This window comes from Sediminitomix flava, from assembly GCF_003149185.1.
GTDB lineage: Bacteria > Bacteroidota > Bacteroidia > Cytophagales > Flammeovirgaceae > Sediminitomix > Sediminitomix flava.
Genome location: NZ_QGDO01000002.1, coordinates 282,101 through 299,343 on the forward strand (window position 1 = coordinate 282,101; position 17,243 = coordinate 299,343).

Consider the following 17,243-nt stretch of genomic DNA (forward strand, 5'->3'; position numbering starts at 1 on the left):
TTTAACTAAGCCTATTGATTAGTCTTTGATTATAAGTATCTTCATAAGCTATATATTAATTATGATATGCTAGAAACGGTTTCACCACCCAATAATTTTTTAGCTACATATGAAATCCAACATACTTTTTAGCTATTAAGCTTAGAAAACTCAGACTTATTGATTCTAAATATATTTTGAATACATCATCATTTTTTCAAATTAAATAAATCATTGTTATGGAAAATCAACCTACTGATGTTAGCGGTAGCCACATCTCAAACGGAACGTATTCACTCCAATGCTATCAATTTGGGTATTACATTGGGTGTGTAGATAATAAACTCCAAGGCTTTGCGAATACGCCGACTCCAGATCAACAAATTGTATTAAGCCTTGCTTCACAAACCCCAAGTAATGGATATTGGTGGTACATGGTTAAAAACGCTGAAGGTCTATACTTACAGCCCGATTTAACTTTCTCAATGGAAAGACAACGTAGCTGGGGATTCTCCTTCTTACTAGATGATCCATGGGTTGTTGCGATGGCTGTATCAATTCAGGGTACTATGACTACGCTTGATATGAACGAAGCTTATCAACTTGGTTTTCATTTACCGAGTGATAAATCTGGGGTTTCACAAACTATTGGTATCATTAAATAAGACACTTCCTAAAGTTGTGTTTATTGTTTGAATAAAAAAGCCTGTCTATACACACGTAACTGTGATAGACAGGCTTAATTGTTTTGTAGAGTACCTATGAATTAAATCCCTAATCTACTTAAGGTACTAATAAGTAGGTGGACATATAATTTCTAGATGAAAATTTACTGTTCTTAGAGTTGCTCTAAGAACTTATAAATGGATACAGAGGCGGACGCAGTTCTTCAGACTCTACATTTTAGCAGATTTTGGAGTCTAAAGAACTGCGTCCGCCTCTTTCATTCATAGATAAATCCTTAGATGTTGCACTCGCTAGCTTCGCAAATTATAAGGATAGTATTACCCGTTTTCTTTTGTCCATCTACTTCCTTCTCAAGGAAAAGAAAAAGTGGCTCTACTAATTCACATCCCCCTTTAAATCGTTTGGAACTACTTTTATATCTAAACCTTTCTCCCATTGTTTTTCTGAAGCATTATAGTATAAATATGCAGCATTTGCAGGCCCATTAAAGTCTCCGACAAACTCCGATTTTAAGGCAAAACTTAACTGCTTCGTTTCCTTCTTATTCATTTCTATAAAATAGAGGAATAAGTAATGGTCTTTAATTTCATAGAAGTCGAAAAGGCTCTGCTCTTGCATTTCTTTTAACTGCCACGTTTGTAAAGAAAGCCCCGATGGAATACCAATCTTTACCATAGTCATAGGCTGTGCTTCATTTTTCTCATTTTTCAGCTCAACATTCAAGAGTACAGTTTCTCCAAGGCGTACAAGCTCCTTTTCTAAATTGAGCTTAAATGACACTGGACAGTTTTTACTAGAAACTGGCCTGTAAGTATGATAATCGACAGCGATATGATACGGAATAGCATCCGATGAATAAGCGATACCAATCTTATTATCTACGGAAGCCAAGAGCCCCCCAAAATTCGTTGATTGAAGGATATTATTCAGTCCTGTTTTACGAAGCAGTTCTGATTCATTTCCATTGACTGTAAATTCAAAATCCCCTAGCTGAGCAGGCTCTGGATTTCTTTTTTGGTATTGCACCAAGGTTTTCAGAACCTGTACTGTAGCTGTCGTACTACCAAAACCATAGGGACTACGCATACTCAAAAGATAATTAATTCCATCTGAAAGTAACTTGTGGTCGGTGTATTTATTTAGCATCATAGCTTGAAGCATATAGGCGACTATTTCCGTATTTTGATACTCAAGATAACAACCAAACACACTCTCTTTTCCATTTATGCTTTCCCATCCCATTTTTCTCGCTCTAAAAAAGACTTGATTCTCAATTTCTTTAGCTCTAGCATCGTTAGCATACATCAATACATTCCAAGCTAAAGCTTTTAAGTAGTTATCTTTTGAGGTTATTGCATTTTCATAGACTTTATCTATCTCTAATGCTAAGTCCTTCTGACCTGTACTTACCAAAGCTAAAGTAATATATGCCTCTGCAAATGCCGTGTTTTGGCCGTAGTAACCATAGCCTTTTGTATACCCTCCTTTTCCATCTCTTTGAGAAAGTAAAAATGAACGTGTTCGTTCGATCATATCGGAATCTACATCAGGATAGACTTCTTTCATATCAGTAAACTCCATCAAGCCTAATGCACTTAACCTCATATTGGCTGGTCCTTTACCAAACCAATCAAAACCTCTACCGTCTACTTCAAAACCGATCAAACGTTGATACCCCTTTTCAATCAGATCTCTAGCTCTTTTCTTAACCGTTAAAGCTATATCATTTCGATCTTGCAAAAAGGAAAGCACTAACAGGTTTGGGTAAGTAATTGCAGATGTCTGTTCAAAACAGCCATAAGGCTCTCTGATTAATTCACCAATTCCATGCATTAACGTACCGACCATATCGGGGTAAGCTTTTACATAAGCCCGAATAGAATTAGGAACTACATCTTTGCCTAAGTCGAAATGATACTCTTGAAGCTTGTGTTTACCTGAAATCGATAACTGTGTTAAATACCCTCTTGGTAAGATTTTAAAAGTTTGCGATTGTTGATCTTCAAAACTACCCCCTTTTATTTGCAAATCTAATTGCCCGAATTGACCATCGTATTTAGCTTCAAATGCTAGTGTTACCGTCTGGGTTTCTCCAGATTTGATAAATACTTTTTGAGGCATCTCAAATTTTTTAGTCAAGTTAGAAGACAAAGAATCTTTCAAAAAGACTTCTAAATCTTGATCTCCATTATTTTGAATAATGAGCGGGAGATTCATGATATCTCCATCTACCATATACGCCGGTGACTTATAACTGATTGCTAAAGGAGCCTCAGTATATATATGCGTCTCTCCCTTTCCAAGAAGACCGTAACCATTGTGTCCTTGCGCGAGCACTTGGAAAGAGGTAATTTCTGAAGAAGTTGGAAACTCTACCTTAGCCACTCCTTGATCATTTGTTTTCAATCTCGGATTCCAGTAAATCGTTTCTCTAAAGTCCGTTCGCTTCAAGGCTTTTTTCTTGTACTTTGGCACATAAAATTCCCTCGCTTTATAAAGAAGACCTGCTTGACCAAATATTGACTTCCTCGAGTTTATCAATTCCAAATATGGCATTCTTTTATCTTTATACTCGCTTTCTTTGGGTGAAGAAGCTAGTTTAAAATTTATAGGAATGATTATACGCTGACGTACCTTTCTCCCACGTTGAGTTGCCGGTTTCCATTTTACAGTGCTATTTGAGATTGCTCTTATAGCTTCCTCATCACAACCTACACCAATACCTCGTACGACCTTAATATCTTCTAACTTTCCTGATTTTGAAACAACAAATTGGACATATACTTTACCTTCAATTTCCATCATTTTAGCCGCATAAGGATAGGATATCGACTTCGAAATTGATCCCAAAAAATTACTCATCCCGCCCTCAGGAGCTGCAACAGCTTCTACAATTTCGAATATATCATCAACCACTTCTTCATCCTCAGAAACATCCATAAAACTCTCCACCGATTCCTGATATTCAATTGCTAGATCAGCTTCATCAGGTTGAGATGTTGGTAAAAAAACTTGATCATATAAAATGAATGTTTGTTCTTCTTCCTCAGGAACTGCATCTACATCGTGTTCAGCAACTATTGAAAAAATATCGGGTATTTCTTCAACAATAGGCAATTCTATTAATTCTGATTGCTGCCGTTTTGGTATCTTTTTTAAGGCATGTACTTGAATTTTTGACAGATCATCGATACGATCTAAGGATACAGTAATAGAATTATAGTTCTGCGCTGAAATCGTTAGTTTTACTCCCTCAAGGTCATCAAATAAGGGTAACTCATAAGTACCTTTTTCACCATATTTATGACCAATATAAGATTCATTTACATAAGCATGTTCAATAGGTTTTCCAGTATCCTGATCAATCACTTTCCCCTTTAAATACTTCCCTGTGTATGCTCTATCAGTGTAAAACCTTAAAAAACCTGTGGTCGGTAATGGTGTTTTTAACGAATCCGCTAAACGAATATACTTAGGACTACTTAGGTCAATATTCTCAATTACGAATATACCATCCTTATCTGTTTTCACTTCTCTGTCTAGTTCAGGAATATATAAGCGGGTATGTTTATAGAGTTTCTCTGTTCTGTAATCGAGTAATCGCCCCTTCACGATTGATTTTTCTTTCTTTAATTTCTTCTGAGCATCCCATTTCGTGGCCCAAGCATTTGCATACTTCGTCCAAGCTTGAGTCATCATTAAATAATCTAGTGCTTGATCAGCTTTTTCTTCTTTAGGCTCAAAATAGAAATTGGGTTCATGTATATCTCCTTTAAGTTCTGAAGTGAGGAACATGGTCGAAATTAAATCAGCTGATCGATCATCTGCCAAACTTAATACTTTATCGTTGACCACTGCTAGCGACAAAAATGCAGCTATATTTCCTCCATTTTGATCACTGGTCTCCACAAGCAACTCTACCTTTTCATGCGGTAAATATTTCTCTTTTGAGCTTGTTATATTGATTGCTAACTGAGAAGCTTTGTTGATAAATAGAGAGCGTTCAGCAAGTATCATTTTTTGCTCTTGAAGATGTAAGCCGAGTGTTAAAATCCCCATAGGAAAACCTGAAAAATCTAATGAAAATTCATTATTCCCTTCTTTCAGCGAATAACAAAATTGATCTACTTCCTCTCCTCCCATTTTAGCATTCAAGACAACCTTCGTTGCATAGGGTGCATTAATTCTGACCTTCGTACCTTGATCTAAAGGAAAGACATTAAGGATAAATGCTTTTTGCTCTACCTCAGGTAAAGCAATGCGATCTATTTCCAATTTAGGTTCGGTGATTAGGGCAAAATATGGCTCTTGTGCAGGCTTAATTTCAAAAGCTCCCATACCATCATGAAAACTTTCAAAGTCACAAATATGCTGTCCTTCTTCATTGACAATTTCCCCTTTTACATATACTGGCTCTCCTTTCGTATCAATCGCTTTGAAACCCATTCGTGTACGAATACCCTCTGCCCAATGTCCACCTTCAGGTAAAAATTGCAGATCAATCTCATTCGTATTCAAAATTGGAACCTTACAAAGCAAACCTTCAATTGTTCCCTCATGAGGAATCTGAATACTTAAAAATATATCATCTGTGGTCAGTTCATTAGGCAAAGAAAATGAGAGCAAGGCTCTTCCCTCTCTATTTGTTTTTACACTTCCTGTATTAACTACTCCATCATTGACTTTTACTGTATAAGTGAGGTTTCTGTAGGCTATTGAACGATCTTTCAAATCTTTCAGGTCAAGTGTTGCTTGTACCTCGGCCCCTGCTCCATATCCTTTTTTATGAAAATCTAGCTTACTAAGCAAACGAGGTTTTACGATAGCTTGTACCTGAATCTTTTTTTCATAGACACATGCCTCTCCAAAGTTCTGCATCCATTTCGTATAGGCCTTTAGGGTATAAATACCTCCAGACATACTACTTGAGAAATGATAATCTCCAGCACCTTGACCATCGACACAAACTAAAGTTAGCGATTCTACAAGATCTCCCTTAGGGCTAATCACATCTACATAAACAATGTCACTTGACTCTTGAATAGTATGCGTACTCCCTCCTAGCAAAAAAGCACTAAACCAAAGGGTTTCCCCCGGTTTATAAACAGGTTTATCTGTCTGTATATAGATTTTATCTGGTACCTGATTTTCTTGTGCTAAAATCAGATGCTGAATGAGTATAACATTAAAAAGTATCAGTAATAAACTTTTCATAAAAAATTGCTTCGATCAATAATCGTTTGTCTGTTATTAACAATATACAAATTGTTCAAGCTTAAAAAATTATTGGGCTACAATTTCACTGAAAACGGTTTGTCATTAATCAGAAAAATGATGGGAGTGAAAATGATAATCAAAGAAGGATTAAGATGAAAACATATAAAAAGAAACCACCAGTCTTGGTTGACTGATGGTTAAGTACTAGGACATATATTTTCGAAGTAAAACTTTACTGTTCTTAGAATTACTCTAAGAACTCATAAATGAAGTAGAGAGCCTTCAGACTCGAAAAATCTGCTAAAATGTCAAGTCTGAAGAATTGCATCCGACTCTCTCGTCATTTGCATTTTGTAGAGACAAGGCATGCCTTGTCTCTACGCTATGAATAGCTTTGTAATACCCTTAGGATTACCTAGAAATTAATATTTTCTGTATTTCAGTTTGACCATCGGCATTGACAATCTGATAGAAATATAGACCTGGAGATAAGGCGGAAACATTGAGTTTATAATCCGACTCGATGCTTATCAACTTATCAAGAATCACCTCATTGTTGCCATTATAGATGATAAGTCGTGCTGTTTCTTGACTTGCCCCTTTAGTAAATGTAAAGGTTAATTCTTCACTTACTGGCGTTGGTGAATGACGCACACTCAAGACATTACTCACAGACTGTTTTTCCATGAATATATCATCACCTATTCCGACTGTTTTACAAGGGAATATGGTTTCGGTACTACAGTATTTCTCATCACAGATCACATCTCCGTTTGCATCTTCTACATAGATAAGCAAGCAAACTTCGATCTCCTCTTTCTTACTACCCCCCACATAAGTTGCCGTAGTTCCTGTTTGTACAGGGCCTAATTGGTTTCCATTCATATCAAAGAAATACCACTCATACTGCTGCGATGGACAATTTGTTCCTTCATTCCATCCATTGAATACATATTCGCAGTCCACCGTCACAAAATCAAGACTCCATTTTGGTGCCAGATCACAAGCTCCTTCGCATGGAATATCACAAGAACATTGTTTCACCGATGCTTTTGAAGATTCGCCATTTGCACAAACCGCTACAACATACCAAGAAAAACAGTCATAATCGGTCACGAGCAATTGTGACTGTGTTGTCTGAATTGGCACTAAAGACTGCGCTGGTAAACCTTCTCTACAACACTCCTTGTCATTTAGGGTAATGTAAACTTCGTAATACTGTGCATTACTCACACTTGCCCATGAAAGCTGATGTCCTTCCTTCGTTCCCTCACAACTCAAATCTAGTGGAGGAAGAATTTCATTACAACAATCATAGTAGAAGGTATCCACACTCACACAGAGTGTTTCATTGTCTGTGATCTTTACCCAAATGGTATCATTGACATATACTTGTTCTGAGTTTCCATTTCCACTACCTAAGAAGCTTCCTCCCCATTGGAAGGTATAATCTGAAGATGAAAGTGGCCCTTGATCGCTATTTACCTGAACAAGAAGTGGAACACTTGGGTCTTCACATGGGTCACAGCTTGTACAGAATGTTTCTATTCTTGGGTTCAACTCGCTATCATCGCAACATTGGATATAAAGTGAATCAGAAAAGACGCAAGAGCTGTCTGCATTGGCAACGAATATAGAAAGTGGTTCATTGGCTATTGCATAGCCTGGGTTGATATTTACACCTACATTATTGCTCCAACTTACAGTAAAATCACCCGTACTGATAAGTTGAACAGGAGATGTACAAGTATCTACCACAAAAACAGGAATCTCTTCCTCTGGATAGTCACAAACATTACAAGGAACATCTGCTGTACTCTTTAGCTTATATTTTGCCGCTATCTTTTCTCGGTAAGCATTCACCTCTGCCAAAATCGCTTCATTGTTGTATTTTTTGTTATCCGTTTGGAACAAATCCCAGTATTCACAACAATTCAAGGTCGTAAAACATGGACAAGCTACCGTATCACAAGCAATCGTCGTGATCTCAATCGTATCTGCTAAAGCACAACCTTCATCTCTTGCAAAAGCATACTCGAAGAAGTATGTCCCCACTTGAGGGAAAGACAAAATGTCTAAGTCTTGTTGGTTGGTTGGCCCACTGAAGGTGACAGGAGCAGGGCCACCCACTTGTGTCCAAGTCATATCTACCGCAGGATTTACATTCCCCAAGCCATCTATTGGTGTACTTCCTTCTAGCGGATAAATATCGGTTATACAGACTCCCACAGTATCTCTCCCCGCACTTGGCATTTGGATATTTGCCACATTTACTACCCATTTCATGGTATCATTACACGCTGAATTTGAACTTAGGGTAAAAATGTAACGACCTTCTGCATCAAAACTCAGATTTGATGAGACATAATATGAATTCCCTTCGATTATTTGTGTTGCAGCACTCGGTACAGAATCGGCTACCATATTCACGCCATGAAAACCCGTAGGATTTGTAATATAATCTTGTGCTCTATAAAACTGCCCAGGACTCTGACAGAAAATATTGAGCGTGTCCGTATCATTTTCAAACGTTCCAAACCTACTCCAATTTTCTCTATACATCGATAGACACTGAATACTATCGATTCCATCAAAGCAACTATTTACAGTCTCAGTAGCTAAAAACTGGAAAAAGTTTCTTGTGGTATCCGTGATCACTGCAGTAGCATTAGCTGTCCCATTATTGATAATGATCGCTCCTGCGGTTGATGTCCAAATGGCAGAAGGGTCTAGGTCAGACTGAAGAGGAATCGAATCTGGAAATTCGCAAACACTATTCGTCACAAAAGTATTTGTAATGCTATCTGCAAAACACAAATCAATGTTTAGGGTATCGCTCCCCCCTACACAAGGACCATTACTGTTTACCGTATAAATTAAATCATAATTACCTGATTGGGTAAATAATATGACATTGGATCGAGAACCTTGACTACCTAGATTTGGGGTTGGCACACCCGGCGTATTTGAGGTCACTTGCCATGAAACCAATGAAGAACAGTCTACCAAGGAGCCATATACTTGCACGGTATCTCCACAGACAGATATATGATCTTGATTCATGACAGGGATACCTCCTACATTGATAATGTTTGCTTCATCTTGAAGAAAGTGAGTCACGACAACTGTATCTGTAGTGGTACAACCGCCATTGGAAATACTGTAAAGATAGGTTATCTCACTACACCCCCCATATCCTGAATTTAGAGCATTTAGCGTATCTCCATCTTGAATAAATTGATGTTGATTGGGCTGGCTCACCACACTCCAAACTCCTGTTTCGTTACTTCCCGGACTTGACCCTATCAGTTGAAGTGCTCTACAAGCATCAATGCTATCTCCTACAATGTTATTGGACATATCAAAAATGGTCGCGACACTTGCAGGTGGAGTAATCGTGATCACAACTTGGTCTGTAATCAGCATTCCGGTGTTCAGACATGTTGCCGAGAGTTCGAAGGTATGTGGCCCAACTGGGAAGTTTCCTGCGGTAGCCACAACAGTAGGCGAAAGGACATTCGGGTCTAAAATCGACATTCCAGAAGATGAACCAACGACTGTCCATTGAATACTTGTCGTATCCACTTGTGCACTGATATTTCCGACTAGGTTGAATTCGTCTAAGTCTAGACAATAAAATTGATCTCCGCCAGCGTTGAGATTACACGCTTGGGCATAGCTCACACTCTCCTTAGATCCGATGCCAATGAGGAAAAAAGTGCATAGGATTCCAAGGACATACTTTTTAAAAGTTGTCATTTTGGGTTTAAAAATTTAAATAAATAATAGAAGTTATGATGAAAAATTTACTGTGCTTGAGTCTAAAATATGATTAGGTAAATAATGAGTTTTGAGTTAAGTAGTATTAGATGTCATACTGTTTAAAGCATTGCAATTTTGTAGCTAATTCTCTAAAAAAGCAAACCTAATCTTTAAAAAAAATTAAGGCTAAGGAAGGTATTTAAAATACAATCCCTAGAAAGGGGGATATACAAATTGAACACTCGCTTTCAACTTAAAAAACATACAATTCCATCTCAGAATGAGAATATTGGCTTTTTCAGTTATTAAAGCACTAGATTTATTTTTTCATAAAGACAGACCAATTTCATTCAAACTAAATGAATTTACACAATTAGATATTAAGTCTTTTTTTAGCTACAAGATTCTACTACATTTAAAGAAAAGAACAGATATATGCTAGACCTCAATGCTACTTTCGAATTTGTAAATGCTTTTGTGCTGATTGGCTGGATTCTATTACTATTTTTCCCAAAATGGAAATGGACAAATCGTTTGGTCATCGGTTTTGTCGTGCTTGTATTAGGTGTTTTTTATGCATCAATTGTCTTTTCAGCCCTTAGTGTCGAAGACTTTTCATCCTTCAGTACACTCGATGGACTAATGACACTCTTTGCCGATAAGAAAGGAGTGCTAGCAGGTTGGATTCATTATTTAGCCTTTGACCTTCTTGTAGGAATGCTTATCCTTCATTTATCTCAAAAAGCAAAACTGAATCATTTTCTTGTTGTTCCCTGCCTGCTCTTTACGTTTATGATCGGGCCTGTAGGTGTTCTATTGTTTCTTACTTTGAGAAGTATCAATACCAAATCATATTTTATAGACCTCGATTAATCCATTTACCAAGCTGGTTAGAACAAAGAAAAAATAGACTGCCCTTGCAAAGCTTGCCAAAAGCTGAAAGAGACAAGAGCAAAGTACACCATAGCGAAGCTTATGATAAAAGGTGCTTTCCGGAATACATAATACCCAAGAAATGGAAAGAGTTGTAAGGCATGCATACCCAAAAAATGTGCAACTCTCAAATCTCCGTATTGCGTACTCCAGTTTAAAATAGGCAAACCTTCACTACCATCTGGATGACCAATGGTATGTGTCAGCTTTTGAGCCATAATACCGCCTTCAAATGCGAAAATAACAAAGGTGATAATCCCCAATCTGATGCCCCACAAGTAGGCAATAGGCATATTTTTAGTAGGCTTCGTAAAAAATAAAATCCCGATGTATGCCGTCCATAAAGTGAGGATAGTGATCAGAATACCCATCAGCCCGAACATCATACTGTAAAAAGCGGATGAAGTATTGAAATGAGAAAGCTCCCCTTTTGAAGCTTGGATAGCGATATAAATCGTTTCAAACAAGAGTACAAATACCAGTACCCATGAATAGGAAGAAACCGACCTTTTACTTATCGATAGATCATAAATATACCATGCCATTGTCCAAGCAAAAATTGCCGAAGAAATGAAAAACTTAAAAGGCTTAATCCATGCATTGATACCAAAAACAGTTCTATCTGTAAAAAGGATAAATAAGATCGAAATGAGTGCTCCAACGCAACAGAAACATCCGAAATAGAACAATATTTTATTGCGGTTTTTTAATGCATTTAGGAAGGGATACATAAGTAGGCTAATGAGGTATAAATGTTCCTATTAAAAGTCCATCGCTAATTAATCAATCAGATGGAAAAATACTCTTCAATAGTTCACGAATTCCATCATGAATTATCCGTTTACAAAAAGATGCTAGAACTCTCCTATTCCTTTTTCCATTCTGTAAGCTGAAAAGAAAAAGCTCAAACTAGTAAATAACCTGAATTATGAGTGTATTCTTTTAGTCCCCCATTCGTCCGCAAATGTTTTGCTAATGATTGAATGTGGCACAGGATATGCCAACACTTTGACAAAAAACTAATCTAAGCTAATCTGCTTAATAGCCAAAACCACTCTATCTAACTATAAAGATAAAGTGGTTTTGATTTTCTATTGCTTCTGATAGAACTTTCGTTTTCATGTTGGCACTGCGTCCGCACTAAAAGTGCAGCTCCCGTGCATCCTGATAAATATCAGGATATTAGTTTTTAATTATTTGAGGAGGACGAACGGGGGAAAACCTGCCACAAGAGGGATCATTCAGTCTATATTCGATGCCAATGATTTAAATTTAATAGTACATTTTTAAAGTGATTTAATCCATATGGTAGATTTAAAATTTGATTAATAGTGTAATCGTCCTTATAATCTGTGTACTTTCCGCCTTTTAAGTCAGGCCTTGTCCAATACAGTGAATTAAACCATTCATTAATTGTTAAATTATATTTATCAAAAAAATGATTCCCTGCCATAAAAGCTATAAATTTTCTTGTCTCATCATCTAGGCGATCATCCTTTCTTAATATTTGAAAGAATATGTTTTGCTTCTTAAAATCATGTTTATCCTTTGAAGAATAGCCAAAGTTCTTTATCATTTCACAATATCTACCACTATCAAAAGCTGGTATCACAAAATTATCCATCCATTTTTGCCATTCCTGAAGAGTGGGTTTATCTATATTTCTATGGTATTTTACCAAAAAATCCTTCAACGGTAAATTTGAAAGATCATATAGATGTTTTTGCCATGTTCCATCTGTATACTTTTTATATTCGGCATATCTTTTCATTATTTCTCGACTCTTCTAGGTTCAATATTTTGTAAGATGCCATCAATATAGTCCTGTTCAAATAAAATTATATTTTCATAATCTTTATTCCCTCTGGCTCCCTTAACAATTAAACCATTATATCCTTTTATTCTAGCCCAATCTGCTATTTCATTAGTAAACTGATACATTTCTATTTTCATTTCCCCCCATTCGTCCGCAAATATTTTGCGGATGCTCGAATGCGGCACTTTTAGTGCGGACGCAGTACCAACACTTTAACTAAAAACTAATCTAAGCTAACCTGCTTAATAGCCAAAACCACTCTATCTAACTATAAAGATAAAGTGGTTTTGATTTTCTATTGTTGATAGAACTTTCGTTTTCATGTTGGCACTTCGTCCGTACTAAAAGTACCGCTCTCGTGCATCCTGATAAATATCAGGACGAAATATGTTTTCCAAATGCAAATGAGTCAGTTTTTTTTTACATTCTTTATTCTCATGAAACCAACTATAAGCTTTGATTTCTTACTATTTTTTTATTTAATTCCAGAATAATCAATTCAAAGCATAATAACGATACACATGAAAACTAATCAACAAAACTTTTTTTGGAAATTTCTAGCGATCTCACAAACACTCGTTTTACTCTATTTCATCTTTACTGGTTTTAAACCAGATACCCTGAATCCTAAATTTGAGGAAATTACAGTAGAACGTATCAATGTAGTTGAGAAAGATGGGCTGCTTAAAATGGTCATCAGTAATGCAGAAAGACAGCACCCCGGTATGATAGATGGAAAAGTATTGTTTGAACGTTCTCGTCCTGCAGGTATGATTTTCTTTAATGAAGAACAAGATGAAGTAGGAGGACTTATCTTTGGAGGTAACAAAGAACAAGGTTCAAACTTTGCCCTTTCTATTGATGAATACAAAAATGACCAGATCATGCAAATGAGTCATTATACAAATGGTAAAGGTCAGACAAGTCATGGTATTAAACTTTGGGATAAAGACAAAAATTTCAATCTACCTCGTCTTCTTCATTGCTTAGATTCACTTACAAAATTGGGAATGAGTCAACAGAAAGCCTTTGTTGAAATGGAAAAACTGAATGGAGGGCCTATCAGTTCTGTCCGTATGTTTGTAGGAAAAAAATATAATAAAAGCACTGGGTTGTTTATTCGAGATGAATTAGGGAATGAAAGAATCCGTATTTATGTCGATGAAAAAAATCAGCCACAAATGGAATTCTTAGATGAGGAAGGTAAAGTATTGAAAAACCTCAATACTGAACTATAGTTCAGATTTTTAGACTGTAACACCCTAGGAGTATTCAAGAGAGTGTATCTCCTATTCGTCCGCAAATGTTTTTCAGATGCTCGAATGTGGTACATCCTGTGCCAACACTTTAACAAAAAGCTAATCTGCTTAATAGCCAAAACCACTCTATCTAACGACCAAGATAAAGTGGTTTTGATTTTCTATTGCTTCTGATAGAACTTTCTGCTTCCATTTTCGCACTGCGTCCGCGCTACAAGCGCACCGTTCTTGCATCCTGATAAATATCAGGACGAAATGTGTTTTCCAAGTGTAAATGAGTCGGGGGGGGATAAAATAAAAACTGTTTGATAAGTTAGCAGAGCGATCTTCAAACTATTAAATGAGGGCAAGAGTCTTAAGACTCGAAAATTGTACATAAAATCGAGTATGAGGTACTGCGTCCGCCTCTTTCATTCATCAATAAACCTTAGATGTTGCACTCGCTAACTTCGTAAATTCTAAGAATAGTTTTACTCATTTTCTTATGTTCTAGACTCACGTTAAAGATAAAAAGAAAAAACTCAAACTAGTAATAACACTAGCTTGAGCCTTTCATATTCTTCTTTTTCAAGTTTTACACTTGATAGTTTTTCTTATTCGATGATTAAGATTGTGGCAGATGTGCCCTCTACATTGATTGTTCCTTTTTTTAGATCATAAGACTCATTGGTCAGAGCATTTATTGCTTTAGTTGCTCCTTCCAACAGTTCTTGGTAATGAGAAAGCTCAACGCTAGTCAAGTCTTTATTTTTATTGAAAATTGACATGATTTTCTTTTTCTCATCAAATCTGAAAAGTACATAAACTTCATCTCTCGGAACATAATGTTTTAGCTGACCAGTTTGTAGTGCAGGATTATCAGTTCTGAAATGATTCAACTTTTTGACTAAATCTTTGACTTCTTTTTGCTCTTTTGTTAAGCCTTTTTCCGTGAATACATTTACAGAATCGCTTTTCCAACCACCCGGCATGTCTGTACGGATTAGTGAATGATCGTCTGGAATTTCTGTATTATTTATCAAGATTTCTGTACCATAATAGATTTGAGGAATCCCTCTGGTTACGTACAGATAAATTAATCCCATTTTAAATAAATCGAGGTTCTCATTTACTTGGTTGTAGAAACGGGCGATGTCATGATTGTCAATCATCGTGACCAAATTGTAAGGGTCTGGGTAAAGAAAATCATAGGCTAAGGTTTCGTACAAACTGTTGAAGGTATCTGAATATGGTTTTTTCTCTAAATTCAGAGCGGTTTCCAGTGCTTTTTGGAGAGGAAAATCTATTAATGACGGAAGGCATGATTCATACCCATTCTCATTTATCTTTCCTTTTTGCCATCTAGAAACAATAGCGGGTTGATCTATCCATTCTTCGCCCACAATATTGAAGTTTGGATATTCGGCCATGATACGACATGACCACTCTGCCATAAAATCAGGATCTGGGTAAGTGTAAGTATCTTGTCTTATTCCTCCCAAATTGGCATACTCTACCCACCAAATTGAATTCTGAATCAGGTAATTTGCCATCAATGGATTTCTCTGATTTAGGTCGGGCATAATAGTATCAAACCAACCGTCAGAATAGGCTTCTTTATCCGTATTTGTGGCGTATGGGTCTGGAATCGTGAATTTCTTATGGCTCGTGAAAGTTTTCTTTTCCTCACTTTGGTAATGGTACCAATCATTTGTTGGTTCGTCGCCTGTCCACCAATGGAAAAGACCATTATGGTTTTCAATCATATCCATAATGATTTTGATTCCTTTCTTATTGGCCTCTTCCGTGAGTCTTAAATAGTCATTGTTTGTGCCAAATCGGGGATCGATTTTGTAATAATCTGTAGTGGCATAGCCATGATAGGAATATTTTTCCATGTCATTTTCAAGTAACGGATTTACCCAAATAGCTGTAAATCCCATGTCCTTGATGTAATCTAGGTGATCTATGATGCCTTTTATATCTCCGCCATGTCTCCCGTTTTTGTCGGAGCGATCAGCAGCTTCACGCATTCCTTTTACAGTATCGTTTGAGGGATCTCCATTGGCAAAACGGTCTGGAGTAATAAGGTAGATGATATCTTTATTGCAAAATCCTTCTCGTTCAGCAGAGCCTTTTCGTCGTTGTTTTAGCTCATATTTGTAGGTAAAAACGAGTTTACCATCAATCTTAAATTCGATAGGAAAACTTCCTGCTTTTGCTTCTGGTGAAATATTAAGATTAATGAAAAGGTAGTTCGGATTTTCGACCTTTATCACTTGCTCAAGTGTAACACCTTTGTAAGAAACCGAAGGATTCAAATCTCCAATTTTATCGCCATGAATCATTAATTGTAGATTTGGATTGTGCATTCCTACCCACCAAAAAGTAGGTTCTATACGATCAATAATATCTTGGGCATTAGCAGTATTTGACATTAAAAATGTCAAGGCTAAAAGAGGAATTAGGATAATTTTATTCAAACTTCTCATTTAAACAGTAATGGTTTAAGCTATACTCTTCAAACAAAATTGTATAGCTATTTTTTCATGGATAAATGAAAAGTGCAGTAGCTTCTTTAAGGAGTAAAATTATACCAATTCGTTTGTATTTAACTAAAAGTAAATTTCGTTAGTGAATGATTAAATCCAGCACATCCTGTACCAATATCTTAACAAAAACCTAAGCTACTCTATTGAAAGAGAAAAACACTTCATCTAAACGGTAAGATAAAGTGGTTTTGATTTTCTATTGCTGCTGATAGAACTTTCGTTTTTCATGTTGGCACTACAAGTGCCGCACTCGTGCATCCTGATAAATATCAGGACGAAATTTGTTTTTAATCATTTGAGGACGATCGGGGGGTAAAATTATACCAATTCGTTTGTATTTAACTAAAAGTAAATTTTGTCAGTGAATGATTAAATCCAGCACATCCTGCACCAATACCTTAACAAAAACCTAAGCTACCCCCATTCGTCCGCAAATGTTTTGCGGATGCTCGAATGCGGCACTTTCAGTGCCAAAACTTAAACTAAATTCAGCTTAAGCAAGCTATCTAGAAAGATTAGCTACATTGACAAGACCTTGTTTTCCAGCATAATCTCTAGCACTGCTATACCTATACTCTGCTACATTGTCCACTAAGCCTGCCCGAACTGGATTATTGTGTATGTAATCAATACTTTTCCATAGTTGATTTCCCATACAAACTGCGTGATTTGAGTCTTGCCATAGCTTATAATGGCTTGTTCGTCTTGTCTTTTTTGCTTCATAAGCAAATGCATCTAGCAACCATTCTCTTCTACTTTCTGGTATATCTTTGATTCTTTTAATCAATTCTTTTGAAGTGTGTCGTTTGAAATCCCGCAAGACATCAGAGAACTGAAAAGGCGCACTGACACTCAATACCAAATGCAAATGATTGCTCATAATCACCCAAGCATGGACATTTAATCCTTTATGTGCTGTGCAATAGTTTAAAGAATCCACTACTACATCTCGGTATTCTTGCCGACTAAAAAGATCAATCCATCTTACGATAGTTGGTGTGATAAAATAAGTAGCTTGTTGGTCATATATTCTGTACCGATCTCCTGACATTGTTCTTG

At 36.6% G+C, this 17,243-nt stretch carries 10 protein-coding genes; 3 read left to right on the forward strand and 7 right to left on the reverse strand.

The features are described 5' to 3' along the window. The first annotated feature begins 218 nt into the window (after positions 1–218). Positions 219–644: a hypothetical protein gene (locus BC781_RS08530; RefSeq protein ID WP_109616819.1), complete on the forward strand. Its 426-nt coding sequence runs from the start codon at positions 219–221 to the stop codon at positions 642–644. Positions 645–1,041: 397 nt separating this feature from the next. Here BC781_RS08530 and BC781_RS08535 read toward each other — a convergent pair whose 3' ends face one another. Beyond that, on the reverse strand, positions 1,042–5,880 hold the full coding sequence (locus tag BC781_RS08535; RefSeq protein WP_109616820.1) for a TonB family protein: 4,839 nt from the start codon (positions 5,878–5,880) through the stop codon (positions 1,042–1,044). A gap of 414 nt (positions 5,881–6,294) precedes the next feature. After that, positions 6,295–9,642 (reverse strand): T9SS type A sorting domain-containing protein, encoded by a 3,348-nt coding sequence (locus BC781_RS08540; protein WP_109616821.1) that lies wholly within the window; start codon positions 9,640–9,642, stop codon positions 6,295–6,297. Between the two features lie 438 nt (positions 9,643–10,080). On the opposite strand from BC781_RS08540, the gene BC781_RS08545 reads away from it, so the two are divergent. Then, positions 10,081–10,518: an ABA4-like family protein gene (locus BC781_RS08545; protein ID WP_109616822.1), complete on the forward strand. Its 438-nt coding sequence runs from the start codon at positions 10,081–10,083 to the stop codon at positions 10,516–10,518. A 17-nt stretch (positions 10,519–10,535) separates the two neighbouring features. Here BC781_RS08545 and BC781_RS08550 read toward each other — a convergent pair whose 3' ends face one another. The 3 genes from BC781_RS08550 to BC781_RS08560 form a co-directional block, all read right to left on the reverse strand. Further along, positions 10,536–11,309: a hypothetical protein gene (locus BC781_RS08550; RefSeq protein WP_109616823.1), complete on the reverse strand. Its 774-nt coding sequence runs from the start codon at positions 11,307–11,309 to the stop codon at positions 10,536–10,538. 515 nt (positions 11,310–11,824) lie between these two features. Further along, the gene (locus tag BC781_RS08555) at positions 11,825–12,349 is read right to left on the reverse strand and encodes a hypothetical protein (protein WP_109616824.1); all 525 of its coding nucleotides are present in this window, start codon (positions 12,347–12,349) and stop codon (positions 11,825–11,827) included. Continuing rightward, complete coding sequence (locus BC781_RS08560; RefSeq protein ID WP_109616825.1) at positions 12,349–12,531, reverse strand: hypothetical protein; 183 nt, start codon at positions 12,529–12,531, stop codon at positions 12,349–12,351. Before BC781_RS08560 ends, BC781_RS08555 begins: the two co-directional genes overlap by 1 nt. Positions 12,532–12,915: 384 nt before the next feature. On the opposite strand from BC781_RS08560, the gene BC781_RS08565 reads away from it, so the two are divergent. Next, positions 12,916–13,632, forward strand: coding sequence for a hypothetical protein (locus BC781_RS08565; protein ID WP_109616826.1), 717 nt, complete (start codon positions 12,916–12,918; stop codon positions 13,630–13,632). A 614-nt stretch (positions 13,633–14,246) separates the two neighbouring features. Here the strand turns inward: BC781_RS08565 and BC781_RS08570 are convergent. Together BC781_RS08570 and BC781_RS08575 are read right to left on the reverse strand one after the other, a co-directional pair. Next, positions 14,247–16,124: a glycoside hydrolase family 13 protein gene (locus BC781_RS08570; RefSeq protein ID WP_109616827.1), complete on the reverse strand. Its 1,878-nt coding sequence runs from the start codon at positions 16,122–16,124 to the stop codon at positions 14,247–14,249. 562 nt (positions 16,125–16,686) lie between these two features. Next, positions 16,687–17,235 carry an REP-associated tyrosine transposase gene (locus BC781_RS08575; protein WP_109616828.1) on the reverse strand — a complete coding sequence of 183 codons (549 nt, stop codon included), beginning with the start codon at positions 17,233–17,235 and terminating at the stop codon, positions 16,687–16,689. Positions 17,236–17,243: the final 8 nt, after the last annotated feature.

What these genes read in the sequence shown, in the direction of transcription:
- BC781_RS08545 (WP_109616822.1), top strand. Translation starts at nt 10,081, where the DNA reads ATGCTAGACCTCAATGCTACTTTCGAATTTGTAAATGCTTTTGTGCTG.
- BC781_RS08575 (WP_109616828.1), bottom strand. Translation starts at nt 17,235, where the DNA reads ATGTCAGGAGATCGGTACAGAATATATGACCAACAAGCTACTTATTTT.
- BC781_RS08555 (WP_109616824.1), bottom strand. Translation starts at nt 12,349, where the DNA reads ATGAAAAGATATGCCGAATATAAAAAGTATACAGATGGAACATGGCAA.
- BC781_RS08535 (WP_109616820.1), bottom strand. Translation starts at nt 5,880, where the DNA reads ATGAAAAGTTTATTACTGATACTTTTTAATGTTATACTCATTCAGCAT.
- BC781_RS08550 (WP_109616823.1), bottom strand. Translation starts at nt 11,309, where the DNA reads ATGTATCCCTTCCTAAATGCATTAAAAAACCGCAATAAAATATTGTTC.
- BC781_RS08540 (WP_109616821.1), bottom strand. Translation starts at nt 9,642, where the DNA reads ATGACAACTTTTAAAAAGTATGTCCTTGGAATCCTATGCACTTTTTTC.
- BC781_RS08560 (WP_109616825.1), bottom strand. Translation starts at nt 12,531, where the DNA reads ATGAAAATAGAAATGTATCAGTTTACTAATGAAATAGCAGATTGGGCT.
- BC781_RS08570 (WP_109616827.1), bottom strand. Translation starts at nt 16,124, where the DNA reads ATGAGAAGTTTGAATAAAATTATCCTAATTCCTCTTTTAGCCTTGACA.
- BC781_RS08530 (WP_109616819.1), top strand. Translation starts at nt 219, where the DNA reads ATGGAAAATCAACCTACTGATGTTAGCGGTAGCCACATCTCAAACGGA.
- BC781_RS08565 (WP_109616826.1), top strand. Translation starts at nt 12,916, where the DNA reads ATGAAAACTAATCAACAAAACTTTTTTTGGAAATTTCTAGCGATCTCA.